The sequence below is a fragment of the Paraburkholderia sp. EG287B genome (genome assembly GCF_040965595.1).
Lineage (GTDB): Bacteria > Pseudomonadota > Gammaproteobacteria > Burkholderiales > Burkholderiaceae > Paraburkholderia.
The window spans coordinates 93,746-113,012 of the sequence record NZ_JBFRCG010000025.1 but is presented as its reverse complement, the minus strand read 5'-3'; the positions used below and the strand labels follow the sequence as shown (position 1 = coordinate 113,012).

The window sequence follows — 19,267 nt, the reverse complement described above, 5'->3', positions numbered from 1 at the left end:
AGGCTTCACACGAGACCGTTGCCAGTCCCGCATGCCCCAATAGGCTACGGGCGACGGAACGCCCGGTTTTGCTCCCGCCGAACGTCAGCGGTAAAACCACGAACTACGCGACGTCACGTCGCACATTCCAAATTCGGCCATCCGTCGTCGCAGATAGGCCACGATGCTTTCGCGTTTTCTCTCATCCATCTGGTGTATTCTCCGCGCAACAGTCTGTCGTTGGGCAGGTGATTGCAAATCGCGTGCCGCCAGGATGCCACGCGACCCAACGCTGCCCGTGCCGGGGCAGCGAAGAGGGTGGAGCATGTTTGAACCATATTTTTCTGGGAGCGGCGCAGGTGAGGCGCCGCGACTGGCGACCGGTATGAGAGCAGTATAAATCAACCCATGTGCGACACCAGGTTTGCTTGCGCACGTTGGATCTTCTTTTTTTGTTGCGTTCACGATTCAATGTGCGGCACGAACAGGTGCATCGCTGACGCGCGGCCCATACCTCCTCGATCAACGATCTCGGGTGCATGTCTGGATAATAGAGAGTTGGCTTTTTTGCGGCGCAATAGCAAACAAACAATGAAAGGCAGCGTTGCGGGACGCACAGGCAACATCGGGCGTGCCTCTATTCCTGAACGCCAGTGACATTCAAACCGTTGCGCGCTGCCCTTTCAATTTGCACGGACGTACTGATAAAGTCATAATCACGACCGCGACGACCGCGTCAATTCAGACGGGCAGACCGAACTTCGAAGTGCCTGGCAAACAAGCCAGGGAAGTTCCAGGATCGCATGAACGGAAAACCCCACAGCGAGGAATAGACATGGTTACCCTGGACGCAATCAACTCGAAAATTGCCAAACTCCAGAAGCAGGCGGCAACGATCGCCGAAAAGCAGTCGTCGGTGGGCCTGACGAAAATCCGTGACCTGATGCAAAAGCACGGTCTGACTGTCGCCGATATCGAAGGCTTTGTTGCAAAGCGACGCGGTCGCAAACCTGGGACGACGCTGGCAAAGGCAGCAGCAAATGCGCCGGGTGCGGTCGTGCATCACGTCGCGCCGAAATACGCGGATCCGAAAACCGGTGCGACCTGGTCGGGCCGTGGTCTGGCGCCGCTGTGGATTCGCGACGTCAAGGATCGTTCGAAATTCCTGATTGAAGCTGGGGCAACGGCGAAGGCAGCCGGCGCCAAGGCAGCGCCTGCCAAGAAGGCAACTGCGAAAAAGGCTGCTGCGAAGAAGGTAGCTGCGAAGAAGGCAGGTGCAAAGCGTGTCGTGGCAAAAAAGGCGGTGAAGAAGGCGGTTGCCACGAAGAAGGCTGGCCGGGCAGCGGCTGTTCCGGCAAAGGGTGTGCGTGGACGCAAGGCTGCAGCACCCGCGAAAAAGGCTTCGGCACCGCGCAAGGTTGCAGCCAAAAAGGCACCGGCCGCAGTTGAGGCTGCAGCGACGCCGGAAGTCGCAGCAGCGTAAGGGGTAACGGGCGATCCAGTCGTAGCTGCCGGAGCGGATGCGGGACGCACTGCATTGGCGGCCCGCTACGACTGATCAGTCAGGACCCTGTGCGCGTCGCCTTCGTCAAGGCGACGCCACGTATGTACATGAGGAAGCGCGGACACTGATCCACGCGCCTTGAACCCCATGCCACACCGTTTCGAGCTTGTTTCTCTGGCGTTGCCGGCTGATTGTCCACCGGAGTCGGTTCCTTCGGCGGTCAGTCGGCTGATCTCGCTCGCGTGGCCGGGTATGAGCCGTGCACAACTCGTGGACCGTGCCCGTCGGCTCGGCATGCATGCTTCGCTGCGGGTGCAGCCCGGTTTCGGACCGGATGGGCTGACGCAGTTCAGGCTCACGCTCAGCTTTGCGGATGAGCGTTTCGTTCTGGTTGCCCATGTACGTTGTGTTGCTCGCCGACGCACGGGCGCACGACGCCAGAAACCGTCACTGCCTCCAGTGCGCGACATCAGGCAACAAAGCCTTTTCTGAGTGTTGCCGAGGCTGGGCAACAACGCCTGTCGACTCCCAGTCATCACCGCTGAAAAGAAGCCCGCTAGAGAATCCTGAGATTGCGAATCTTTCCGATTGCCGGTGAGCGTTCGACGATCAGGTTCGCGATGAATTCAGGCAGCAGGGCGCGCGGTACGTTCGCGGGGATATCGGTCACGAGCTGCGAAGGCACCTGAACGATGAATTCCTCCGGCGCAGTGGCGAGACTATGTTCGTACGCAACGCGGATTTCCATGCTGTTATCTTTCGGTGATGTGGTTGCCGGGAGTGCATGCAATGTGCGCAGGGCTATGTAGAGTTGTGGACCCAGTGTAGCGCGCGATACACCTGTCGTTGTTTGTTGTGAGCGCTTGCGCGCTTTTGCCGACCATCGCAGGCTGCACCGCCCGCGACTTCATTTCCCTGTATTGCAAGCCCGGCGGTCTGGTCCCCGTCTATGGGAGCCGGTTACCATCAGATGCCGGAATATCCGTATGACGTTTGTACGAGCCTCTCTCACGTCTGCACGTCCTTATTCACACCGGCGGCCTTTAATGCACATGAGCAGACTGATGTGCGATTGCGCGGCGGGAAGCGTTGACGACGTTATCGTGCAACCTGGAGATCGCTGTCGTTGGTGCGGGTGTCGCGCGCGACCATACCGACCAGCTTTCCGAGGCAATCACTCGCCCTGAGTATGATTTCCATTCGAGTCACGCTGAGCGCGCGGTCGTATTCATTTACCACGGCGGTGAGACCGTCAGTCAACGATTCAGGCACATTCCAGACGCCAGTGCGGTCTGCCTGATCGAGCACCTCTCCGAGGCCACGCTCAACGCGTTCGATGTCCGCGATATCGAGCTGCCCATGTCCCGCTCGGGTAATGAAGCTCGTGATGATGATGATCTGCGAGAGGAGATTAACCAGCGAGCGGTCCGCTTCTCCATTGCGCAGACGCTCGAGCGCAATCCGTGCACGCAGCGCAAGATCCGAGGATTCCTTGCGGGGCATGGGAAGAAAGAGCGATTTTGCGTGCGCACTGGCAGACGGACGACGCGGGGAACGGTAGTTCTTGTTTGACATGTTCGACAGCGGGCGAATGGATTTCGGATTCGCATATTGGGACGCTTCACCGCAGGGCAAGAGCACCCGTCAAAATTTGTCCGTGTCTCGCGGGTCGTCGCGTTTTCTGTGTGGTCGCCTTTCGATGCCTGGCTGCAGCCCTGCTGCGAAACCGCCTATAAACGCGACTAACTGTCCGCGCGCCGCGGTTCCCACAAGCGCCTGACGGCGGCCTCCGCTTTCCTGCATTGGCGGCACTCCCCAGGAATCGCTGGAAAGTCGGAGCAGGCAGAGGGGCATTGCTGCCCGGGTCAGGGCGAAAACAACTGTGCCTTCCTTGGGCTGATTGCGCAGACGGAGCCGGACTCTGTCGGCGAACTCGCGTTCAGGATGGGAGGCGCAAAACCGGATCGGTCGAGGACCTTGAAGGCACGCGGGAAGGATGGGCTGATTCATCTTGAAACGAGCTTCGGCCCGTCAGATGACATCGCGGGCCGTATCGCCCGCGATACGCTGTTCGGCGGGCATCAGAACAACGGACCCGGTGAGTTGTGAGCGTTGAGCGGGCGCTAGAATAGCCGTCCTGGTAGCCGTAGCCGCCTGTCACGCATCCGCCTGACCAGCGGAAACAGGGCGCGTGTTGCCGCAGGTGCGCGGCGCAAGGATTGTGGGAGCAAAAGCAGATGAGCGATGAACTAGTACAACATCCCGTAAATAGATTGAATAATTAATTGCCTCGGTTATCATGTCTGGATGAGCCGAGGCCGCCATGCATCGCCAGTGAAGCTGGCGAATAAAGAACGACAGGAACTGCTATCGCTGATTGAGCGGAAGACTGCTGCGCAGCGAGATGTGATGCGTGCACGTATCGCCTTGTGGGCCCACGAGGGGCACTCCAATACGGTGATCGCGCGGGAGTTGGGTGTCTCGGTGCAAACAGTCTGCCTGTGGCGCAAGCGCATTTCCCGTCAGGGCGTCCAGGGGATTCGCGAGGGTGAGCGCAGTGGGCGTCCGCCGCGCATCACGCACGAAGCGCGATTGCAATTGATTGCGCTGGCGTGTGAAGCTCAGGAACCTGAGGGAAGGGTCACGCCGACACTCGACGAGATTGCGGCGCGTGCCGTGGAGCGTGGCGTTGTCGCGCAGATCAGCCGCAGTCACGTGCAGCGCGTTCTGCAGGCCGGCGATGTACGTCCGCACCGGATCCAGCAGTGGCTGCACAGTCCAGACCCGGCCTTTCGCGAAAAGGTCAACGTGATCTGCAAACTGTACCGGAAGGCGCCGCGAAACGCGGTCGTACTCAGCATCGACGAGAAGACCGGCATTCAGGCCATTGAGCGCAAGCACCCGGGACGGGCACCTGCTCCAGGACGGCTGCGTCGCCGTGAATTTGAATACATCCGTCACGGCACCCAGGCGTTGATTGCCGCGCTCGATGTGCATACCGGAAAGGTGTTGGCAGAGTGCCGCGAGCGGCGCACCCAGGACGATCTGGTAGCCTTCATGGAACGCGTGGCAGCCGCGTACCCAGACGAACAGGTGCACGTGGTGTGGGACAACTTGAACACGCATCGCGCCCAGGCTGTCTGGCAGGCGTTCAATGCGCGGCATGGCAAGCGGTTTCACTTCCACTTCACGCCGTTGCACGCGAGCTGGGTCAACCAGATCGAACTCTGGTTTGCCCGTTATACGCGCCGGGTGCTGCGCCATGCCAGCCACACCAGTACCGCGCACCTGCGCGAGCGCACCGATCAGTTCGTCGGCGAGCACAATCGGGCCGCACGCCCCTTCAAGTGGAGTTTCCGGGGCTATCCGCTGCAAAGCGGTGCATCGTAATCGAGGAACGCAGATGCCAGCTTTACCAGCCAAATACCACGCCGCTGAACTGCAGCGTCAACTGCGCAGCCTGCTTGGCCATGAGCAGATCGTCACGCAAGCCTACGGGCGTCACTTGCTGATCAAACGTCTGGACGACGACGAGCCGACTGTCGTCGCGCGTCTCACCGAACTCGGCCGAAATCGATATGGCGCCGCGTTTCGCAGCCATAGTGGGCGTTGGGAACCCCTGCCGGGCATGGGTTCGCTCAACGAAATGGCCAATGTGGTCGTCACGCTCCTGCACCCTTATTTGCAGCCCGATAATTATTAAACCTATTTACGGGATGTCGTACTAGGGGCGAAGATTGGTGCTGTCGCGGGCAAGCTTGTGCAGGAAGCGATGACGACCGGACTGACGTGGGAAGAGATCGTCGCCGCCTTTGGCCTGGCCGCGAAAGCAACCGCGCAGGCCGCTGCGAGTGCGGGCGATGCGCCGGCAGATGAATGCGTTGCACGCGCGCGTAGCTGTCTGGAAGATGCCTTCGAGCAGGACGTCCACGTCGTCATTGCGGATGGCGTTGCGCCAATGGGCGACGCCGAAGCCGACGAGAATCCGCTTCTGGCAACTGCCCGCCGTCGCCACCTGTCCAAACTCCACTGAGCCGCAGGCGAACTCCGCGCCGCGGATAGCCTGGAACCCGCTGTTCAGTATGCCCAGGAAAACCCGCGAGAAAAATCCGGTCTCCGCCATCACCCGCAGCGTCAGATGAATGACCTCTCCGGTCAGCCCGGCGATGCAGGTCGGTGGCAAGTCGACCTGACACAACGCAATTTCTTGCGTAGCGGGACCCGGTCACCTCGATGCGCTTTGTGCGGCATGGCACGGGGAGCCTGGCACGCTATACCGGCTCATAGCAGGATCGCCTGCTGCAGCAGTTCCAGCGCTTTCAGTTCGTCCAGGCGACCCGTGCGTGCCTTGCCTGCCAGCGTCTTGATCAAGGCTTCCGCTATCGGCTCAATACCGTGAAGATTGTCCAGACTCGTCACGCAAGCGTAGGGGAGCGCTGCCGGGTTGCGCTGCGGTACTGCGGACGCGGCGAACGACTCTGGGGCTGCCCGTGTAGCTGCCGGCGCCCCGTCACGACCTTCTTCAGGCAGGTGACCGGTAACGTCGTCGGGAAATCCATTTACATGATCTTGCGCGCTGGTCACGATCGCCTCTTTCTCTCCTGCGACATCCGCCGAAACAGTTGAGCTTTCTGGATCGCTCGCCCGCGCGCGCCGTGCACGCGCCTTTGCACCGGCGGCCTTCACTGGCATGTCGACGTTTGTTGCTGGCGCAAGCGATTCGTGCTGTTGGGCGGATACTGTTCTCTGACGAGCGGCTGTTTGGCGGGCACGCAGTGTGGACGCAGAGCCGTGCCGTGCAGGCCTCGCCTGTGTCGGTCTATTCGCGCGAGCAGACAGTCAGGATGTTCGGGAAGGGCGAACTGGCCTACCGCGAGACGGTGCTCGGCGGCTGCGCCAGCGTCGAACCGTGCAGGTCAACGCCACTCGACTGGATGCGTCTGGATTGCCTTGAATCGAACTGCCGCAATCTCGTGGTCGTGCCGTCAAAACTTCAGCGTGTGATCAAGGCGCAGCAGGCTACGGTCGGGAAGCTGCGCGCTGTCGATGAGGCGAGCGTCGAATACCGTATCGAGGCCCAGACGCTGCAACGATCGCTTGACGCGCAAGAGAAACTGATCAAACCGGAGGCAGCATGAGCGAAGCCATAACCGACTACTACGCCGCCCTTGAGCGGCTGAAGAAGCGCAAGGGCGCGCGTATCAACAATGACACCGTGGCAATCGAAGCGGGGCGCAAGAAGGGGAGCATCAAGAAGTCACGCCCACAGTTCGCTGAACTGATCAAAGCGATCGACGCAGCCAACACGGTAGCCGTGCGCCCGAAACGCGATCTGACCAACCAGCTGAACCGCGTGAAGGGCGACGCAAAGGATCTGCAGGGACAGCTCGACGAGTCGCTGGCTCGTGAACTCTCATTGCTGCGCCAGGTATTCAGCCTGCGCAAGGTACTGGCCGCGCTACGTGGCGGTAGCGTCCTGCCTCTGCACCCGCGCTAGATCGAGGCGGGTGTTTTCGCCCGAAACGGGCACTTGGGCGGCCTCACCTGCGTCGGCCTGGTGCTCGCGAGGGTTCCCGCTACCGGTCACCCGGCGTAGTCCCTTCAAATCGATCGTGATTTTGTGACACCGCTGAACGGGTCAAGGGCGGGCGAAGCCCGGCGAAGTGAACCCTTGACGCGCGATGGTTTGACACGCTCCAGCATGGTCGGACGCCCGGCTTTATCGGGCTTCCGACCATGCGAAGCTTGCTGCGAAAGATGGACATTCCGAGGTCGCGCTGTCCATTTTTTGGGCTAACCTGATGGACACCTCACAGACGGCTGGTTCCCAGTGTTTTCAAGGCTCCGGCCGATGTCCATTGTTTTTCTCTTGCGCGTAATGCGGCAACCCGAGCGTGGTTTCCATGTGAAAGGCGGTCTCGGGAGTGAACCTCTCGCCCTTCATCAATTCGGCCACGCGCGTCATGCTGGATTCAAGTGCGATGGCGATATTCTCTGCGCCTACCGTATCGACCAGAAACTGGAACGACCGTGTCTTGAAAATGGAGGCGGTCTGGGTGGAGTCCTGAGCAGGCGCCTTCACATACGGCTGTCCCGGCCGCCTGGGCTGAGACTTCTTTTCCTGGCGAGCCTGGCGTTGGCCGCTGTCGCGGGATCCCGCATATCGCCCGCGGGCTTGATTCATAAAGTAGGGCTCCATGCGGTCGCTGATATCCTTAAGGTGTTGATTATAGACGCGGCGATGCTGGTATTTGATGTGTCATTCGCACAAAACGCGTAAATGTACGCCGGGATGAAGGTGGCGGCCTCCTTGATGTACTGGTTTTCCGTGATCGGGTTTGGAATGGAGAGGATAACGAATGAAGTCACGAAAGAAATCAGGTGATCATTCATGGTCCAGCTTGAGGCGTCAAAGCTTATTTAGCCACTTGAAGCTGCGACGAGCTCGGGGTCGTCGATGATGCAGGCGGCGAGCGGATATTCCGTTCAGGGAGGGCGTGGCGCTCTGCTCGCCACCACAAACCGGCGCATCGACGAATGGGGCGAGGTCTTGCACAACCCGCTCATGACGCTAGTCGCCGTCGACCGGCAGGTCGACCACCCGATCATCTTCGAGCGCAACGTATTCGCCTGACAAGTCCCTGATGAGGATTTTCAGTATTTGGGAATGCGCAACATACCTGGAACATCAAATTTACGTTTCCCGAAATCGTCGTGCCTCCGGTGTCACGACGGCGCAAAAACGACCGCGCCACGATCCTCAAAATGTTTGAAGCTCCGGCTAAAACGGTATAGCTGTCCGCCGATCTCCAGCCGGTTTCGTCCAGCGCGGGTTTGCTCAAGGATCGCTTCGGCCTGGGTCGCAGCGATGTCCCCGTGATATCTCAGGCGATCCTGATCTCGCCTGGCATCGCCAACGTACATGGCACAGACGTCATTGCATTTCTGCATCATGATCACGCTTGCGCCAGAGTTCAGGGACAGTTCGAGATATTCGGCCAACGTCAGAAGTGACTCAGTCGTCGTCATGGCGATTCCCCTGAGGGCACGGCTCGCAGCATCGATCCACTGGGTGCTGGCATCGACACCCACCGAGGATAGCGCCACGAACTTCCTGCACTTGCCTCGCCTGATTTAAACAATCCACGCGGCGGACGGCGTCCCGGTCACCGTGATCATGCACGGGACCGGGCGGGTCCGCCACGCACGCGTCGCGAGGCGCAGTGGGCCAGCACATCGAGGAGGCTGTCTGGCATGGTGAGTGCCAATCGTCAGAAAATTATCGTGCGACAGGCACCTGCCGTGGCCACCGGCATGTTTTCGATCGTAGTGCTTCTGGTCGGGGATGTCGATTCTTCGAGGACGGTTGTGTTGCCGGCGCGGTGTTCAACTGTTTTCCTTCACAGGATATCCGCTGTTTTGCAGGGCAATGATGGGTCCGGGCAGCGTGGCCGCAAGCGCGGCATCAACGTTACCGCGAATGCGCGGTTCGTCCCTGCGTCTTCACACCTATGCTGGATCGAATCAATTCTCAGGAGGACAGGCGAAACGCTTACGCTTCGTCAACGATCAACCGGAGAATTGACCGATGTCGCGAAGAGGGCGCACCCGGACATCGCGCGCATGTGCTGGCATGGCCATCGCTTCATTAAAGATTGATGCGCAGGGTGCAAGAAAAACTGGCCCGCAGGACGGGCCACACATCGGGATGTGACGCGCGCCGGTCAGGCTGGCTTGATATTTGCAGCCTGCTTGCCCTTCGGCCCCATCTTCACATCGAAGCTTACTTTCTGGTTTTCCTGCAGCGACTTGAATCCTTCAGTCTTGATTTCGGAAAAGTGGGCGAACAGGTCTTCGCCGCCGTCATCCGGGGTGATGAAGCCGAAGCCTTTCGCATCGTTGAACCATTTCACAGTGCCAGTTGCCATTTCTTGAATCCTGTCGATGTTGAAACCTGTAATCGCGAGAATACGGCATCGCATGGAGGCGATCACCCGCAAGGGATGACTTTTTACCACGCCGGGATGACACCTGCCAATCAGCAGATCCATGGACCGCACAGGGGCTGGCTTTCAACGACCCAGGCCCGGTGCAGACATTCGTCGTTCTAATCCCTGACGGTGGCACCCTATGATTGCCGCGCGGCAATCGCGATCTACCCGGCAACCGGGAGTCCCGGCGAAGCCTCCAGGCTGGGCCGCGAAGACTGATTCCGAAACGGAACAGGGGAGGCGCCTGCGAAGAGTCGCAGAAGCATCGACGCATTGCGGATTCCTCCCTCGCCACACGCGAAAGCCCGGTCTCCGTCACCATTCTGGTGCGGTCCCGTCCCGCACATTCCAGCGACGAGCAAACTATGGCGCGCAAGCGGCCCCAACCAGTCTTCCAGGGCCAGCCCAGAGACCGGGGAGGCCATGTTACCCTTGGACGACGCTAACACCAGCGAAGCCGCGCTCGAGGATGAACGATACATTCGAGTTTTCTCAGGATTTCGAGCCGTTCCCCGAAGACCTGCCGAGAAAGGACTGGCAGACAAAGTCGCTCGATTGCGCCATGGCCGATTACTGGGTGGCAAGCGATGGACTTGTCGCGCGTCGACAGTTTCTGAGTGACGGTTACTTTGCCAGCAACACAGCCTCCTTCTCGGCTTATTTGTTCCACGTCCGGAAAGGCGTGAGACTCGACCTGAAAGTGGTTGTTGCTCACGGTCGCATTCTGGAGCTTCGGCGGGAGCGCGAACCCGAAGCGGGAAAAGCGGTGGATGAGTGGACGATCCCCGTGCCGGGTCCCGACGCGGAACATCACAAGTGACGCGGGCCGGATCGCAGACGACTCGATAAAAGACTGGTAGCGGTTCCGCGCAAGTGTAGCCTGTCCGAAGGCCACGATCTGCAATAACGACCTGGGCGTCATCGACGTTGCCGATTCTGGGAACGGGCGCCTCGAATGCATCCACGGCATTGTACGAGGCGTTGCAGGAGCATCCGGCGTCGATCGCCGCGCTGCCTGTGCCTGGACCTCTTTACGCCCCGGCAGCGCGACAGCGTTTCGTTCCTTCCTCGTTCTCAAGTGATGAGGCTTGCGCTGCGCAGTGCATTCCTTCAGCTCACGAGATGCCAGGAGCCGTCGGTCAGCATACGAAGATCGAGTGGACGTCCCGCGTCGGCGCGTAGCGATCATCTGACTCACCCGGTCTCATCAGGGAAGACCATCGCCAATGCGCTTCATCGAGGCTGTGCGATCCTGCAGATTTGGCGCAGGCGCTCGCGCTGAAGCGAACGATTAGTCTGGCTTTTTGGGGGCGTACACCGCGCCATGCATGCACGCAATGGCAAAGCGCTCCCGATATGCGGGACGACCCGAATTGCTGCGCCAGGGGAGCGCCGCCTACCATCAACTCCCCGCATCAAATCGCGGCGACTGCACCGCCGGCAGCGCATGTCAAAAGCGCGCGCTTGAGCCGACGCGATCCATACAGCACCTACTCGAGCTATCAGGAGGCAAGCATGCTTAGCGCCCATGAATTTGCGACATTGATGCTGGTAAGAGACTCGGCCGACCACATTGCGGACCGGGAAGAACTCGACATCTTGCTTGAACGCCAGCTGGTTGCCCTGGAGACACTTGACGGGACCGTACGGCCTCGCGTTACGCGGGACGGCGATTCGCTCCTTCGTACCCTCGCGCGCCTGCACTGACACGTTGATACCGGGGTGCGTGACAGGGGGTAATGCCTGAGTCGTCGCGGACACCACCGGCCAGCATGTGTCAGGGATGCCAAAACTGCGTGCTTTCCGAACACTGAGCGCATTCGACCTGTGAGGCGCGCGCGCTGTCACAACACCACCATCTCCAGACTGACCGACCGGCAAAGAACGTTTCTATGCCGCGGGGATTCTCGAAGTCCAGAGTCACACTGCGTCCTGGGATCCTGCATTTCAACAGTTTCGCGTCGGCGAGCGGGCGAGTGAGTCGACGCTGGCTTACGTGGATGTTTCGACTGGCGCGCGACGGGCCAAAGCCCGGCACCTGCGCGTCCGTTTTCCGGACCAGGGAAGAAGCTCACGGCATGTTGTGAAACTGGTGTGGACCGACCATACTTCCCTGTAATGCCCCCCCAAAAATCCTTCAGATCCGCACTGCGCCGGACACCTTCGCGCTTTGGAAGGATGCTCCCTCCGTTCCTGACCGAGGACGCGCTGACCACGTTGGCGTGCCGCTTTGTCACCCAGGCTGCGTCGCGCTGCTCGTGCAGGTCCTTGACGGAGATGGTCATGCAGGGGCCATTGAATAGCTGGCGCCGGGCAACGCAGCGCATTACTTGCGCGGCGTGTTTTTTCTGCAGGCCTCGATAGTCAGGGGCATCGCAAATTGTCAAACAATTGACCGGGGATGCCAGCCTGGCGGTCCTCAACATCTCGTGGACGGCGGTAGCGCTCACGTCAGTCGCTCGCAGGATGAATGGACAGCGTAATACGGAGCGGATGGTGCAGGACACGACTCTTCAGGAACGCGAACCTGCACGAATGGGCCTGTACGGCCAGCTTGCGCGGCTGGAGCGCCGCTTCGCAGTAACCGTAAGCCGCAGGAGGGCAGCAATGACGACGTTGATACGTAGATACTTCGTGTGCGTCAACGGACACGATGGCGAAGAGGTGGCGTGCGATGACGATGAACCGTACTCTTCCCAGTGGGACTCGATTCGCACGACCGGACTGGTGAACAACGGCAGGGACTCGCGTGGATACGCCTGCTATACGTGCAAGACGTGCGGCGAGCTCATGTCGGAAACCGGGAAAAGGTAATTGATAGAAAGCCAGAATCGTGGTTCGACGTTCTGCCTGGACGTGCGCGATCGACTGCCGCAACCGGAATTTGAGAAACGGTGAGTTTGCGTCATTCTCTTCATCAATCGGCTAACAGATTCGAAGTCCTGCATCTAGTGAGACCCGATGCCCGCGCGCAGGCATCGGGTGCCCCTCGGCGTGCCAAAGCACGCTGACGGGGCCACAGCCTCTGGCGTGGCGATGCGCCGGAACACGAATTCGAGACGCCGGCGATTCGTCAGCCGGTGCGTGGCGAGAAGTACGACCATGAGGTCGCGGACCGGGCGTGGCCCGAACAGATCCTTGAATCGATGAAACCTGGGGAAGCATTGTGGCCTTCACCCCGACGTCGGGCGCGAACTCTCACGCGGAATCTGCGCGTAGCGGCCTGAGCATCGACGCGCTGCAGCGCGGCGTGCTCGACAATCTGGTCTGCCTGCAGGCCCGTACACCGGGCATAGCGACGCCGCACGACTGGTACATGGCGCTTGCCTATAGCGTGCGCGACCGGATGCTCGCCCGCTGGGCTGCAACGATCCAGACCTATGCCGGGCGCGATTTACGGGTGGCGTGCTACCTCTCCGCCGAGTTCCTGATTGGACCGCAACTGGGTAACAATCTTGTCAATCTCGGTATCGAAGACAATGCGCGCCACGCCATGCAGGCGCTCGGTCAGGATCTCGACGAACTGCTCGCGCTCGAAGAGGAGCCAGGGCTTGGAAATGGCGGGCTCGGCAGGCTCGCGGCCTGTTATCTGGATTCACTCGCGACGCTCGAAATTCCGTCCGTGGGCTATGGCATCCGCTATGAGTTCGGTATCTTCAATCAGGAAATTCGCGATGGCTGGCAGGTCGAAATCACCGACCTTTGGCTGCAAAAGGGCAATCCATGGGAGATCGTGCGCCCAAACGTGAACTACTACGTCCCGTTCGGCGGACATACAGAAATGTGGAGCGACGCGCAAGGCCGCCTTCGCGTTCGCTGGCTGCCTGCGCGCATGGTTAAGGGCGTGGCCTGCGATACGCCGATGCCCGGCTTTCGGGTCAATACGTGCAACACGCTGCGCCTGTGGAAGAGCGAGGCTATCGAGTCCTTTGGCCTCGAGGACTTCAATGCCGGCGACTACTACCAGGCCGTGCAGGAAAAGGTGATCTCCGAAACGCTGTCCAAGGTGCTGTATCCGAATGACGAGCCTGAAGCCGGCAAGCGGTTGCGCCTTGCACAGCAGTACTTCTTCGTTTCGTGCTCGCTACAGGACATGCTGTGTCTGCTCGATCTGAAGGGTGAACCCGTTTCGCGCTTCGCCGAGATGTTCACCGCCCAACTGAACGATACGCATCCTGCCATCGCCGTCGCTGAACTGATGCGCCTGCTGGTGGACGAGCGGCTGCTTTCCTGGGAAGAGGCATGGGACATTACGCGGCGCACGCTCGCGTATACCAACCATACCCTGTTGCCCGAAGCGCTGGAGACCTGGGGATTGCCGCTTTTTGCGCGGTTGCTGCCGCGTCCGCTCGAGATCATCTACGAGATTAACCGTCGTTTCCTCGACGAAGTCCGGCAGAAATATCCTGGTGACGAGGCGCGTGTGGCGCGGGTGTCGATCATTGACGAGGCCGGCGAGAAAAAAGTGCGCATGGCTCACCTGTCGACCATCGGTTGCCACGCCGTCAACGGTGTTGCAGTGCTGCATTCCGCGCTTCTCACGCAGACTGTGCTGCGCGACTTTGCGCAGATGTGGCCCGAACGTTTTCTCAACGTCACAAACGGTGTCACGCCGCGCCGGTTCATTCTGCTCGCCAATCCGCGCCTTGCCCGGCTGCTTGACGAAACGGTGGGCGAGGGGTGGGTCGCCGATCTTACGCGGCTTCGGAAGCTGGAGGCGTACGCCGACGATCCGGCGTTTCGGGAAAAGTGGCGTGCGGTGAAGCGGGCGAACAAAGAGGTGCTGGCGGAGCGCATCCGGAACGCCACGAACGTCATCGTGGATCCCGACGCGCTCTTTGATATTCAGGTAAAGCGCATTCACGAGTACAAGCGACAGCATCTGAACGCGCTTTACATCATCACGCTTTACCAGCGTCTGCGCCGTAATCGGGAGCGGGGTTGTGTGCCGCGCTGCTTTATCTTTGGCGGAAAAGCGGCGCCTGGCTACAGGATGGCGAAACTGATGATCCGGCTGATCACGGGCATTGCCGAGGTCGTGAACCACGACCCGATGATGGAGGGCAGGCTGAAGGTCGTGTTCCTTCCCGACTTCAATGTGAAGAACGCGCAATTCATCTATCCCGCCGCCGATCTGTCCGAGCAGATTTCGACGGCCGGCAAGGAAGCATCCGGCACCGGCAACATGAAATTCATGATGAACGGCGCGCTTACGATCGGAACGCTGGACGGCGCCAACGTCGAGATCCGCGAGGAAGCGGGTGACGAAAACTTCTTTCTGTTCGGTCTGACTGCCGAACAGGTGGAATACGTCAAACGCGAAGGCTATCGACCCGCGCATTATGTCGAAGGCAATGCGGAGTTGCGCGACGTGCTGGACCTGATTGCCGGTGGGTACTTTTCGCGTGGTGACCAGCAGGTGTTTCGTCCACTCGTTGAGAACCTGATGCGGGTCGATCCATTTCTCGTGCTTGCCGATTACGCCGACTATGTGGCGTGCCAGGCGCGTGTGAGCGACGTCTGGAAAGACGAGGCACGCTGGACGCGCATGTCGATCTTCAACACGGCGCGCTCGGGGAAGTTCTCGTCGGATCGCGCGATCGGCGAATACTGCGAACGGATCTGGAAAATTGCTCCCGTGAGGATCGATCTTGGTCAATCCTGACATTGAACCTGGTCTGCGCCAGGCGGTGCGGGACAGATCGCGGAGTTATAGAGTCGGCTAAATATGCAGCGCAGAGTTGTCCATTGCCTCTCGCGCAACGCACTAGTCGAAATGCTCACCAATCACGATAGACCTGGAAGCGGCACGCACTGACTGATGCGGCTCCTGGAGCCTTCATGCGTTACGTCAGGCTCAGTCAACCGGGCGCAGGCGCGGAGACAGCGCAGGCACCCCGCACTTCGGGGCCATCGTCGAAGAATGGCGGCAAACCGGCCCTGTCGGTGGCGAATGCGGTGGACTGTGCGGCCATTTCGGGGGCGGAAAGATTCTTGCCCGCACCTGGCAGCGCATCAAGATCAGGAGCGCGGCTGCTGTGCTCCATATATGGTACGTAGATTGCAAGTGCCGTATTCCATGTGAATGTGCGGGATCGAGCCCTGACATCGGTGGGGCATTGCACAAACAAACAGGCATCAGAGCGCCTACGATGTGTGAAACAGCCAGGAGGCTGTCATGACCACGGCTGCGAGGTTTCACATCGACTATCTGCAGTATCTCGGTCCCGAGGGTGAACCCGTGCGTCCTCTTCCGGGCTTCGCAAGAGACCCAGCCGCGCTGCTGCCGCTGTATCGCGCGATGGTGGTGACGAGGGCCTTCGACAGCAAAGCGGTTGCGCTGCAGCGTACCGGGCAACTTGGCACATTTGCATCGTCGGTTGGCCAGGAGGCCGTCGGCGTCGGCGTGGCCAGTGCGATGCGCCCCGAAGACGTGCTGTTTCCTTCCTATCGCGACCACGCGGCCCAATTGCTGCGCGGGGTCACGATGACAGAAAGTCTGCTCTATTGGGGCGGCGACGAGCGTGGAAGCGATTTTAGAGTGCCCCGCTTCGATTTCCCGAACTGTGTGCCGATCGGGACGCAGATCTGCCATGCGGCGGGTGCTGCCTATGCGTTCCAGTTGCGCCAGGAGCCGCGCGTTGCAGTGGCGCTTTTCGGCGATGGCGCCACATCCAGGGGAGACTTTTATGAGGCGATGAACTTTGCCGGCGCGTGGGGCGCGCCGCTCGTGCTCGTGATCAACAACAACCAATGGGCGATTTCGGTGCCGCGCAGCCGTCAGAGCGCTGCACAAACACTCGCGCAAAAGGCGATTGCCGCGGGAATCGACGGACTGCAGGTCGATGGCAACGACGTGATTGCGGTCCACCACGTCGTTGGGGCGGCACTCGCGAAGGCTCGGGGCGGCGACGGTCCGACCTTGATCGAAGCGCTCAGTTATCGCCTCGGCGATCACACGACGGCCGACGATGCCACGCGCTATCGCGACGCCGAAATCGTCAGCAAAGCGTGGGAATCCGAGCCGCTGCGCCGTTTGCGCACGTATCTGATCCGTATGAACGTATGGGACAAGGCGCGTGACGAACAGCTTGGCAAGACGTGTCACGCACAGGTCGAGCAGGCTGTCGAGGCGTATCTTGCGATCGCCCCGCCGGACGTGTCCTCGATGTTCGACCGTCTCTATGAGGCACTACCGTTTGCCATGCGCGAGCAACTGGCGATGGCGCAGCGATTTGCGCCTGATGCGGAGAACGGCGATGTCTGACCTGAACATGGTCGAGGCGATCAATGCCGCGCTTGCCTGGGAGCTTGCGCATGACCCCGCTGTCGTGCTGCTTGGAGAAGACATCGGTGTGAACGGCGGCGTGTTTCGCGCCACCGTTGGCTTGCAGACACGCTTTGGCGAACAGCGCGTGATCGACACACCGCTTGCCGAAACGGCGATCGTCGGCACAGCGGTCGGCATGGCCGCGATGGGCCTCAAACCGGTCGCGGAGATTCAGTTCAGCGGCTTCATTTATCCGGCCATCGACCACTTGCTGAATCATGCGTCGCGTCTGCGGCACAGGACGCGCGGACGGCTCACGTGTCCTCTCGTGGTCAGGTCGCCAGTCGGTGCGGGCATCCACGCGCCGGAGCATCATTCAGAAAGCCCGGAAGCGCTGTTTGCTCACATACCAGGGTTGCGCGTCGTCACCCCGTCGTCGCCCGCGCGCGCCTATGGCCTGCTGCTGGCGGCAATTCGCGACCCCGATCCGGTCATCTTCTTCGAGCCGACGCGCCTCTACCGTCTCTTCAGGCAGCCCGCGGAGGACAACGGCGAAGCGCTGCCACTCGATTGCTGCTACGTCCTGCGGGAAGGGGTGGACGTCACGCTGGTCAGTTGGGGCGGAGCGCTGCAGGAAGTCCTCGCGGCCGCCAATCTGCTCGCTCAGGAGGGCGTGATGGCAGAGGTGATCGACGTGGCCACGCTCAAGCCGCTCGACATGGACACGATCCTTGCGTCGGTAGCGAAAACGGGCCGCTGCGTGATCGTGCATGAAGGATCGCGCACGGGCGGCGTGGGTGCGGAAATTGCCGCGGGCATTGCCGAGCACGGACTCTATTCGTTGCTTGCGCCGGTGCAGCGCGTCACAGGCTATGACGTGGTGGTCCCGCTTTACAGGCTCGAGAGTCAGTACATGCCAGGCACAGGGCGCATCATTGCCGCAGTCAGACAGGCGCTGGAGGCGCAGTGAAACCATGAAACTCTTCAAGCTGCCCGACCTGGGCGAAGGCCTCCAGGAAGCAGAAATCGTCGAATGGCACGTCAAGATCGGCGACGACATTCGCGCAGACCAGCCGCTCGTGTCGGTCGAAACGGCGAAAGCCATCGTTGAGATCCCCTCGCCGCAATCCGGATGCATCGCAAAGCTGTTCGGCAAGCCGGGCGACATCGTGCATCTGGGGGCGCCGCTTGTCGCTTTCGAAGGGGGCAGAGAGGGTGGTGAGGATGCCGATGCGGGCACTGTCGTCGGCCATATGGAAGTGGGCCGGCAACCGGTGCAGGAAGGACCCGCTGCGCCCGGCAGTGGCGCGGGAGCGAGGCCTGGCGCTATCAAGGCGATTCCCGCGGTGCGGGCGCTTGCCCGCAAACTGGACATCGATCTCGCGATGGTGACGCCTTCCGGGCCGGAAGGCGTCATCACGGCGGTCGACGTACAACGGGCGGCAAAGCTGCTTGCGGAGCTTGGTCCGCCTGAAGTGCTGCGCGGCGTGCGGCGTGCGATGGCGCAGAACATGGCGCGTGCCCAGAGCGAAGTGGCGGCCGCGACCGTGATAGACGACGCCGATATTCACGCGTGGCCTCCCCATACCGATGTAACGATCCGCCTGATCCGCGCGCTGGTGGCCGGGTGTCGCGCGCAGCCGGAACTGAACGCATGGTTCGACGCCAGGATGGCGCGGCGCCATGTGCTTGAGAAGATCGATCTCGGCATCGCCGTTGATCTGCCGGAAGGCCTGTTTGTCCCGGTGCTGCGCGATGTCGCGCATCGGGACGCGGCCGGCCTGCGCGCCGGACTCGACCGGATGCGTGCTGATATTCGCGCACGCAAGATTCCGCCGGAAGAGATGCGCAGCAACACGATCACCTTGTCGAACTTTGGCATGATCGCTGGCAAATATGCAGCTCCGGTGGTGGTGCCGCCCACTGTCGCGATTCTTGGTGCCGGGCGCATGCATGACCAGGTCGTGGCGCACGAGGGTGCGCCCGCCGTGCACAGGATTTTGCCGCTGAGCCTGACATTCGACCATCGGGTCGTCACGGGCGGAGAGGCTGCGCGCTTTCTTGCTGCAGTCATCAAGGACCTTGAGATGGCGCAATAACTGGATGCCACGGTTGGTCCGGCCAGAATCGCAATGGGCGGTGAGCCTTGCGCACCGGTACCTTGCCATTCTCCGAATTGTCGGGCCGCCGCCCCTTTTTGGAACGATCCTCGATTGATCTGGCGTAACAGAAAACGGTTTGTGTTGTCTCTGGCCTTCATGCAGCGATACAACGGCTGCGTGCCCCGATGGAATCCAAAATCTTCACAGGAACCGGTGAGCGGCGACCAGGTCAAGGCGCGTTATCAGGTAATCGTCGCGTCGCTCGGTAAGGATGAATTCAAGGCGCACATCATCACGATACCGGACGATAAAGCGGCGAAGAAGATGTTCGATGCATTGCGATTCAGCTGGAAGAGAAGCGCATAAGCATCGGGCATATAAACAAGCTGATGTCTCCACGACTTTCGCTCAGCGCCGCCCC

General features: G+C 60.6%; 20 protein-coding genes and 1 pseudogene. 14 read left to right on the top strand and 7 right to left on the bottom strand.

Annotation, left to right across the window (positions count from 1 at the left end; translation table 11 throughout):
• The first annotated feature begins 814 nt into the window (after positions 1 to 814).
• Entirely contained in the window at positions 815 to 1,462 is a 648-nt protein-coding gene (locus AB4Y40_RS35990) for an H-NS histone family protein (protein ID WP_368691913.1), read from the top strand.
• A gap of 577 nt (positions 1,463 to 2,039) precedes the next feature.
• On the opposite strand, the gene AB4Y40_RS35985 is transcribed toward AB4Y40_RS35990, so the two are convergent.
• The gene (locus tag AB4Y40_RS35985; RefSeq protein ID WP_028215456.1) at positions 2,040 to 2,231 is read right to left on the bottom strand and encodes a hypothetical protein; all 192 of its coding nucleotides are present in this window, start codon (positions 2,229 to 2,231) and stop codon (positions 2,040 to 2,042) included.
• Between the two features lie 350 nt (positions 2,232 to 2,581).
• A complete protein-coding gene (locus AB4Y40_RS35980) occupies positions 2,582 to 3,058 on the bottom strand; it encodes a hypothetical protein (RefSeq protein WP_368691912.1) in 477 nt (158 codons plus the stop codon).
• A gap of 732 nt (positions 3,059 to 3,790) precedes the next feature.
• Here AB4Y40_RS35980 and AB4Y40_RS35975 point away from each other — a divergent pair.
• Both AB4Y40_RS35975 and AB4Y40_RS35970 read left to right on the top strand, forming a co-directional pair.
• Positions 3,791 to 4,873: an IS630 family transposase gene (locus AB4Y40_RS35975; protein WP_368691911.1), complete on the top strand. Its 1,083-nt coding sequence runs from the start codon at positions 3,791 to 3,793 to the stop codon at positions 4,871 to 4,873.
• A gap of 13 nt (positions 4,874 to 4,886) precedes the next feature.
• Complete coding sequence (locus AB4Y40_RS35970) at positions 4,887 to 5,186, top strand: hypothetical protein (RefSeq protein WP_368691910.1); 300 nt, start codon at positions 4,887 to 4,889, stop codon at positions 5,184 to 5,186.
• Between the two features lie 21 nt (positions 5,187 to 5,207).
• Here the strand turns inward: AB4Y40_RS35970 and AB4Y40_RS35965 are convergent, their stop codons facing one another.
• The gene (locus AB4Y40_RS35965; protein WP_368691909.1) at positions 5,208 to 5,681 is read right to left on the bottom strand and encodes a hypothetical protein; all 474 of its coding nucleotides are present in this window, start codon (positions 5,679 to 5,681) and stop codon (positions 5,208 to 5,210) included.
• Between the two features lie 83 nt (positions 5,682 to 5,764).
• A complete protein-coding gene (locus AB4Y40_RS35960; protein WP_368691908.1) occupies positions 5,765 to 6,175 on the bottom strand; it encodes a hypothetical protein in 411 nt (136 codons plus the stop codon).
• A gap of 8 nt (positions 6,176 to 6,183) precedes the next feature.
• Between AB4Y40_RS35960 and AB4Y40_RS35955 the strand changes: the two genes are divergently transcribed.
• Entirely contained in the window at positions 6,184 to 6,621 is a 438-nt protein-coding gene (locus AB4Y40_RS35955; protein ID WP_368691907.1) for a hypothetical protein, read from the top strand.
• The gene (locus tag AB4Y40_RS35950; RefSeq protein WP_368691906.1) at positions 6,618 to 6,980 is read left to right on the top strand and encodes a hypothetical protein; all 363 of its coding nucleotides are present in this window, start codon (positions 6,618 to 6,620) and stop codon (positions 6,978 to 6,980) included. The genes AB4Y40_RS35955 and AB4Y40_RS35950 overlap by 4 nt, the downstream gene beginning before the upstream one ends.
• 381 nt (positions 6,981 to 7,361) lie before the next feature.
• On the opposite strand, the pseudogene AB4Y40_RS35945 reads toward AB4Y40_RS35950, so the two are convergent.
• A pseudogene (locus AB4Y40_RS35945) lies at positions 7,362 to 7,667 on the bottom strand (hypothetical protein); the annotation flags it as partial.
• Between the two features lie 273 nt (positions 7,668 to 7,940).
• Here AB4Y40_RS35945 and AB4Y40_RS35940 point away from each other — a divergent pair.
• Positions 7,941 to 8,117 (top strand): hypothetical protein, encoded by a 177-nt coding sequence (locus AB4Y40_RS35940; RefSeq protein WP_368691905.1) that lies wholly within the window; start codon positions 7,941 to 7,943, stop codon positions 8,115 to 8,117.
• 92 nt (positions 8,118 to 8,209) lie between these two features.
• Here the strand turns inward: AB4Y40_RS35940 and AB4Y40_RS35935 are convergent, their stop codons facing one another.
• Positions 8,210 to 8,512 (bottom strand): hypothetical protein, encoded by a 303-nt coding sequence (locus AB4Y40_RS35935; protein WP_368691904.1) that lies wholly within the window; start codon positions 8,510 to 8,512, stop codon positions 8,210 to 8,212.
• Between the two features lie 225 nt (positions 8,513 to 8,737).
• On the opposite strand from AB4Y40_RS35935, the gene AB4Y40_RS35930 reads away from it, so the two are divergent.
• A complete protein-coding gene (locus AB4Y40_RS35930; RefSeq protein ID WP_368691903.1) occupies positions 8,738 to 9,142 on the top strand; it encodes a hypothetical protein in 405 nt (134 codons plus the stop codon).
• Between the two features lie 65 nt (positions 9,143 to 9,207).
• Here AB4Y40_RS35930 and AB4Y40_RS35925 read toward each other — a convergent pair whose 3' ends face one another.
• Entirely contained in the window at positions 9,208 to 9,411 is a 204-nt protein-coding gene (locus AB4Y40_RS35925) for a cold-shock protein (RefSeq protein WP_042293433.1), read from the bottom strand.
• A 532-nt stretch (positions 9,412 to 9,943) separates the two neighbouring features.
• Here AB4Y40_RS35925 and AB4Y40_RS35920 point away from each other — a divergent pair.
• The 7 genes from AB4Y40_RS35920 to AB4Y40_RS35890 all read left to right on the top strand — a co-directional run bounded on the left by AB4Y40_RS35920 (position 9,944) and on the right by AB4Y40_RS35890 (position 19,212).
• The gene (locus AB4Y40_RS35920; protein ID WP_368691902.1) at positions 9,944 to 10,294 is read left to right on the top strand and encodes a hypothetical protein; all 351 of its coding nucleotides are present in this window, start codon (positions 9,944 to 9,946) and stop codon (positions 10,292 to 10,294) included.
• Between the two features lie 695 nt (positions 10,295 to 10,989).
• Complete coding sequence (locus tag AB4Y40_RS35915; protein ID WP_324159082.1) at positions 10,990 to 11,181, top strand: hypothetical protein; 192 nt, start codon at positions 10,990 to 10,992, stop codon at positions 11,179 to 11,181.
• A 1,459-nt stretch (positions 11,182 to 12,640) separates the two neighbouring features.
• Positions 12,641 to 15,139 carry a glycogen/starch/alpha-glucan phosphorylase gene (locus AB4Y40_RS35910; RefSeq protein WP_368691901.1) on the top strand — a complete coding sequence of 833 codons (2,499 nt, stop codon included), beginning with the start codon at positions 12,641 to 12,643 and terminating at the stop codon, positions 15,137 to 15,139.
• A gap of 513 nt (positions 15,140 to 15,652) precedes the next feature.
• Positions 15,653 to 16,741, top strand: a complete 1,089-nt coding sequence (gene pdhA, locus AB4Y40_RS35905) for a pyruvate dehydrogenase (acetyl-transferring) E1 component subunit alpha (RefSeq protein ID WP_368691900.1) — start codon at positions 15,653 to 15,655, stop codon at positions 16,739 to 16,741.
• Positions 16,734 to 17,714, top strand: a complete 981-nt coding sequence (locus AB4Y40_RS35900) for an alpha-ketoacid dehydrogenase subunit beta (protein WP_368691899.1) — start codon at positions 16,734 to 16,736, stop codon at positions 17,712 to 17,714. Before pdhA ends, AB4Y40_RS35900 begins: the two co-directional genes overlap by 8 nt.
• A 4-nt stretch (positions 17,715 to 17,718) precedes the next feature.
• Positions 17,719 to 18,843: a dihydrolipoamide acetyltransferase family protein gene (locus tag AB4Y40_RS35895; RefSeq protein ID WP_368691898.1), complete on the top strand. Its 1,125-nt coding sequence runs from the start codon at positions 17,719 to 17,721 to the stop codon at positions 18,841 to 18,843.
• A gap of 141 nt (positions 18,844 to 18,984) precedes the next feature.
• The gene (locus AB4Y40_RS35890; protein WP_368691897.1) at positions 18,985 to 19,212 is read left to right on the top strand and encodes a hypothetical protein; all 228 of its coding nucleotides are present in this window, start codon (positions 18,985 to 18,987) and stop codon (positions 19,210 to 19,212) included.
• Positions 19,213 to 19,267: the final 55 nt, after the last annotated feature.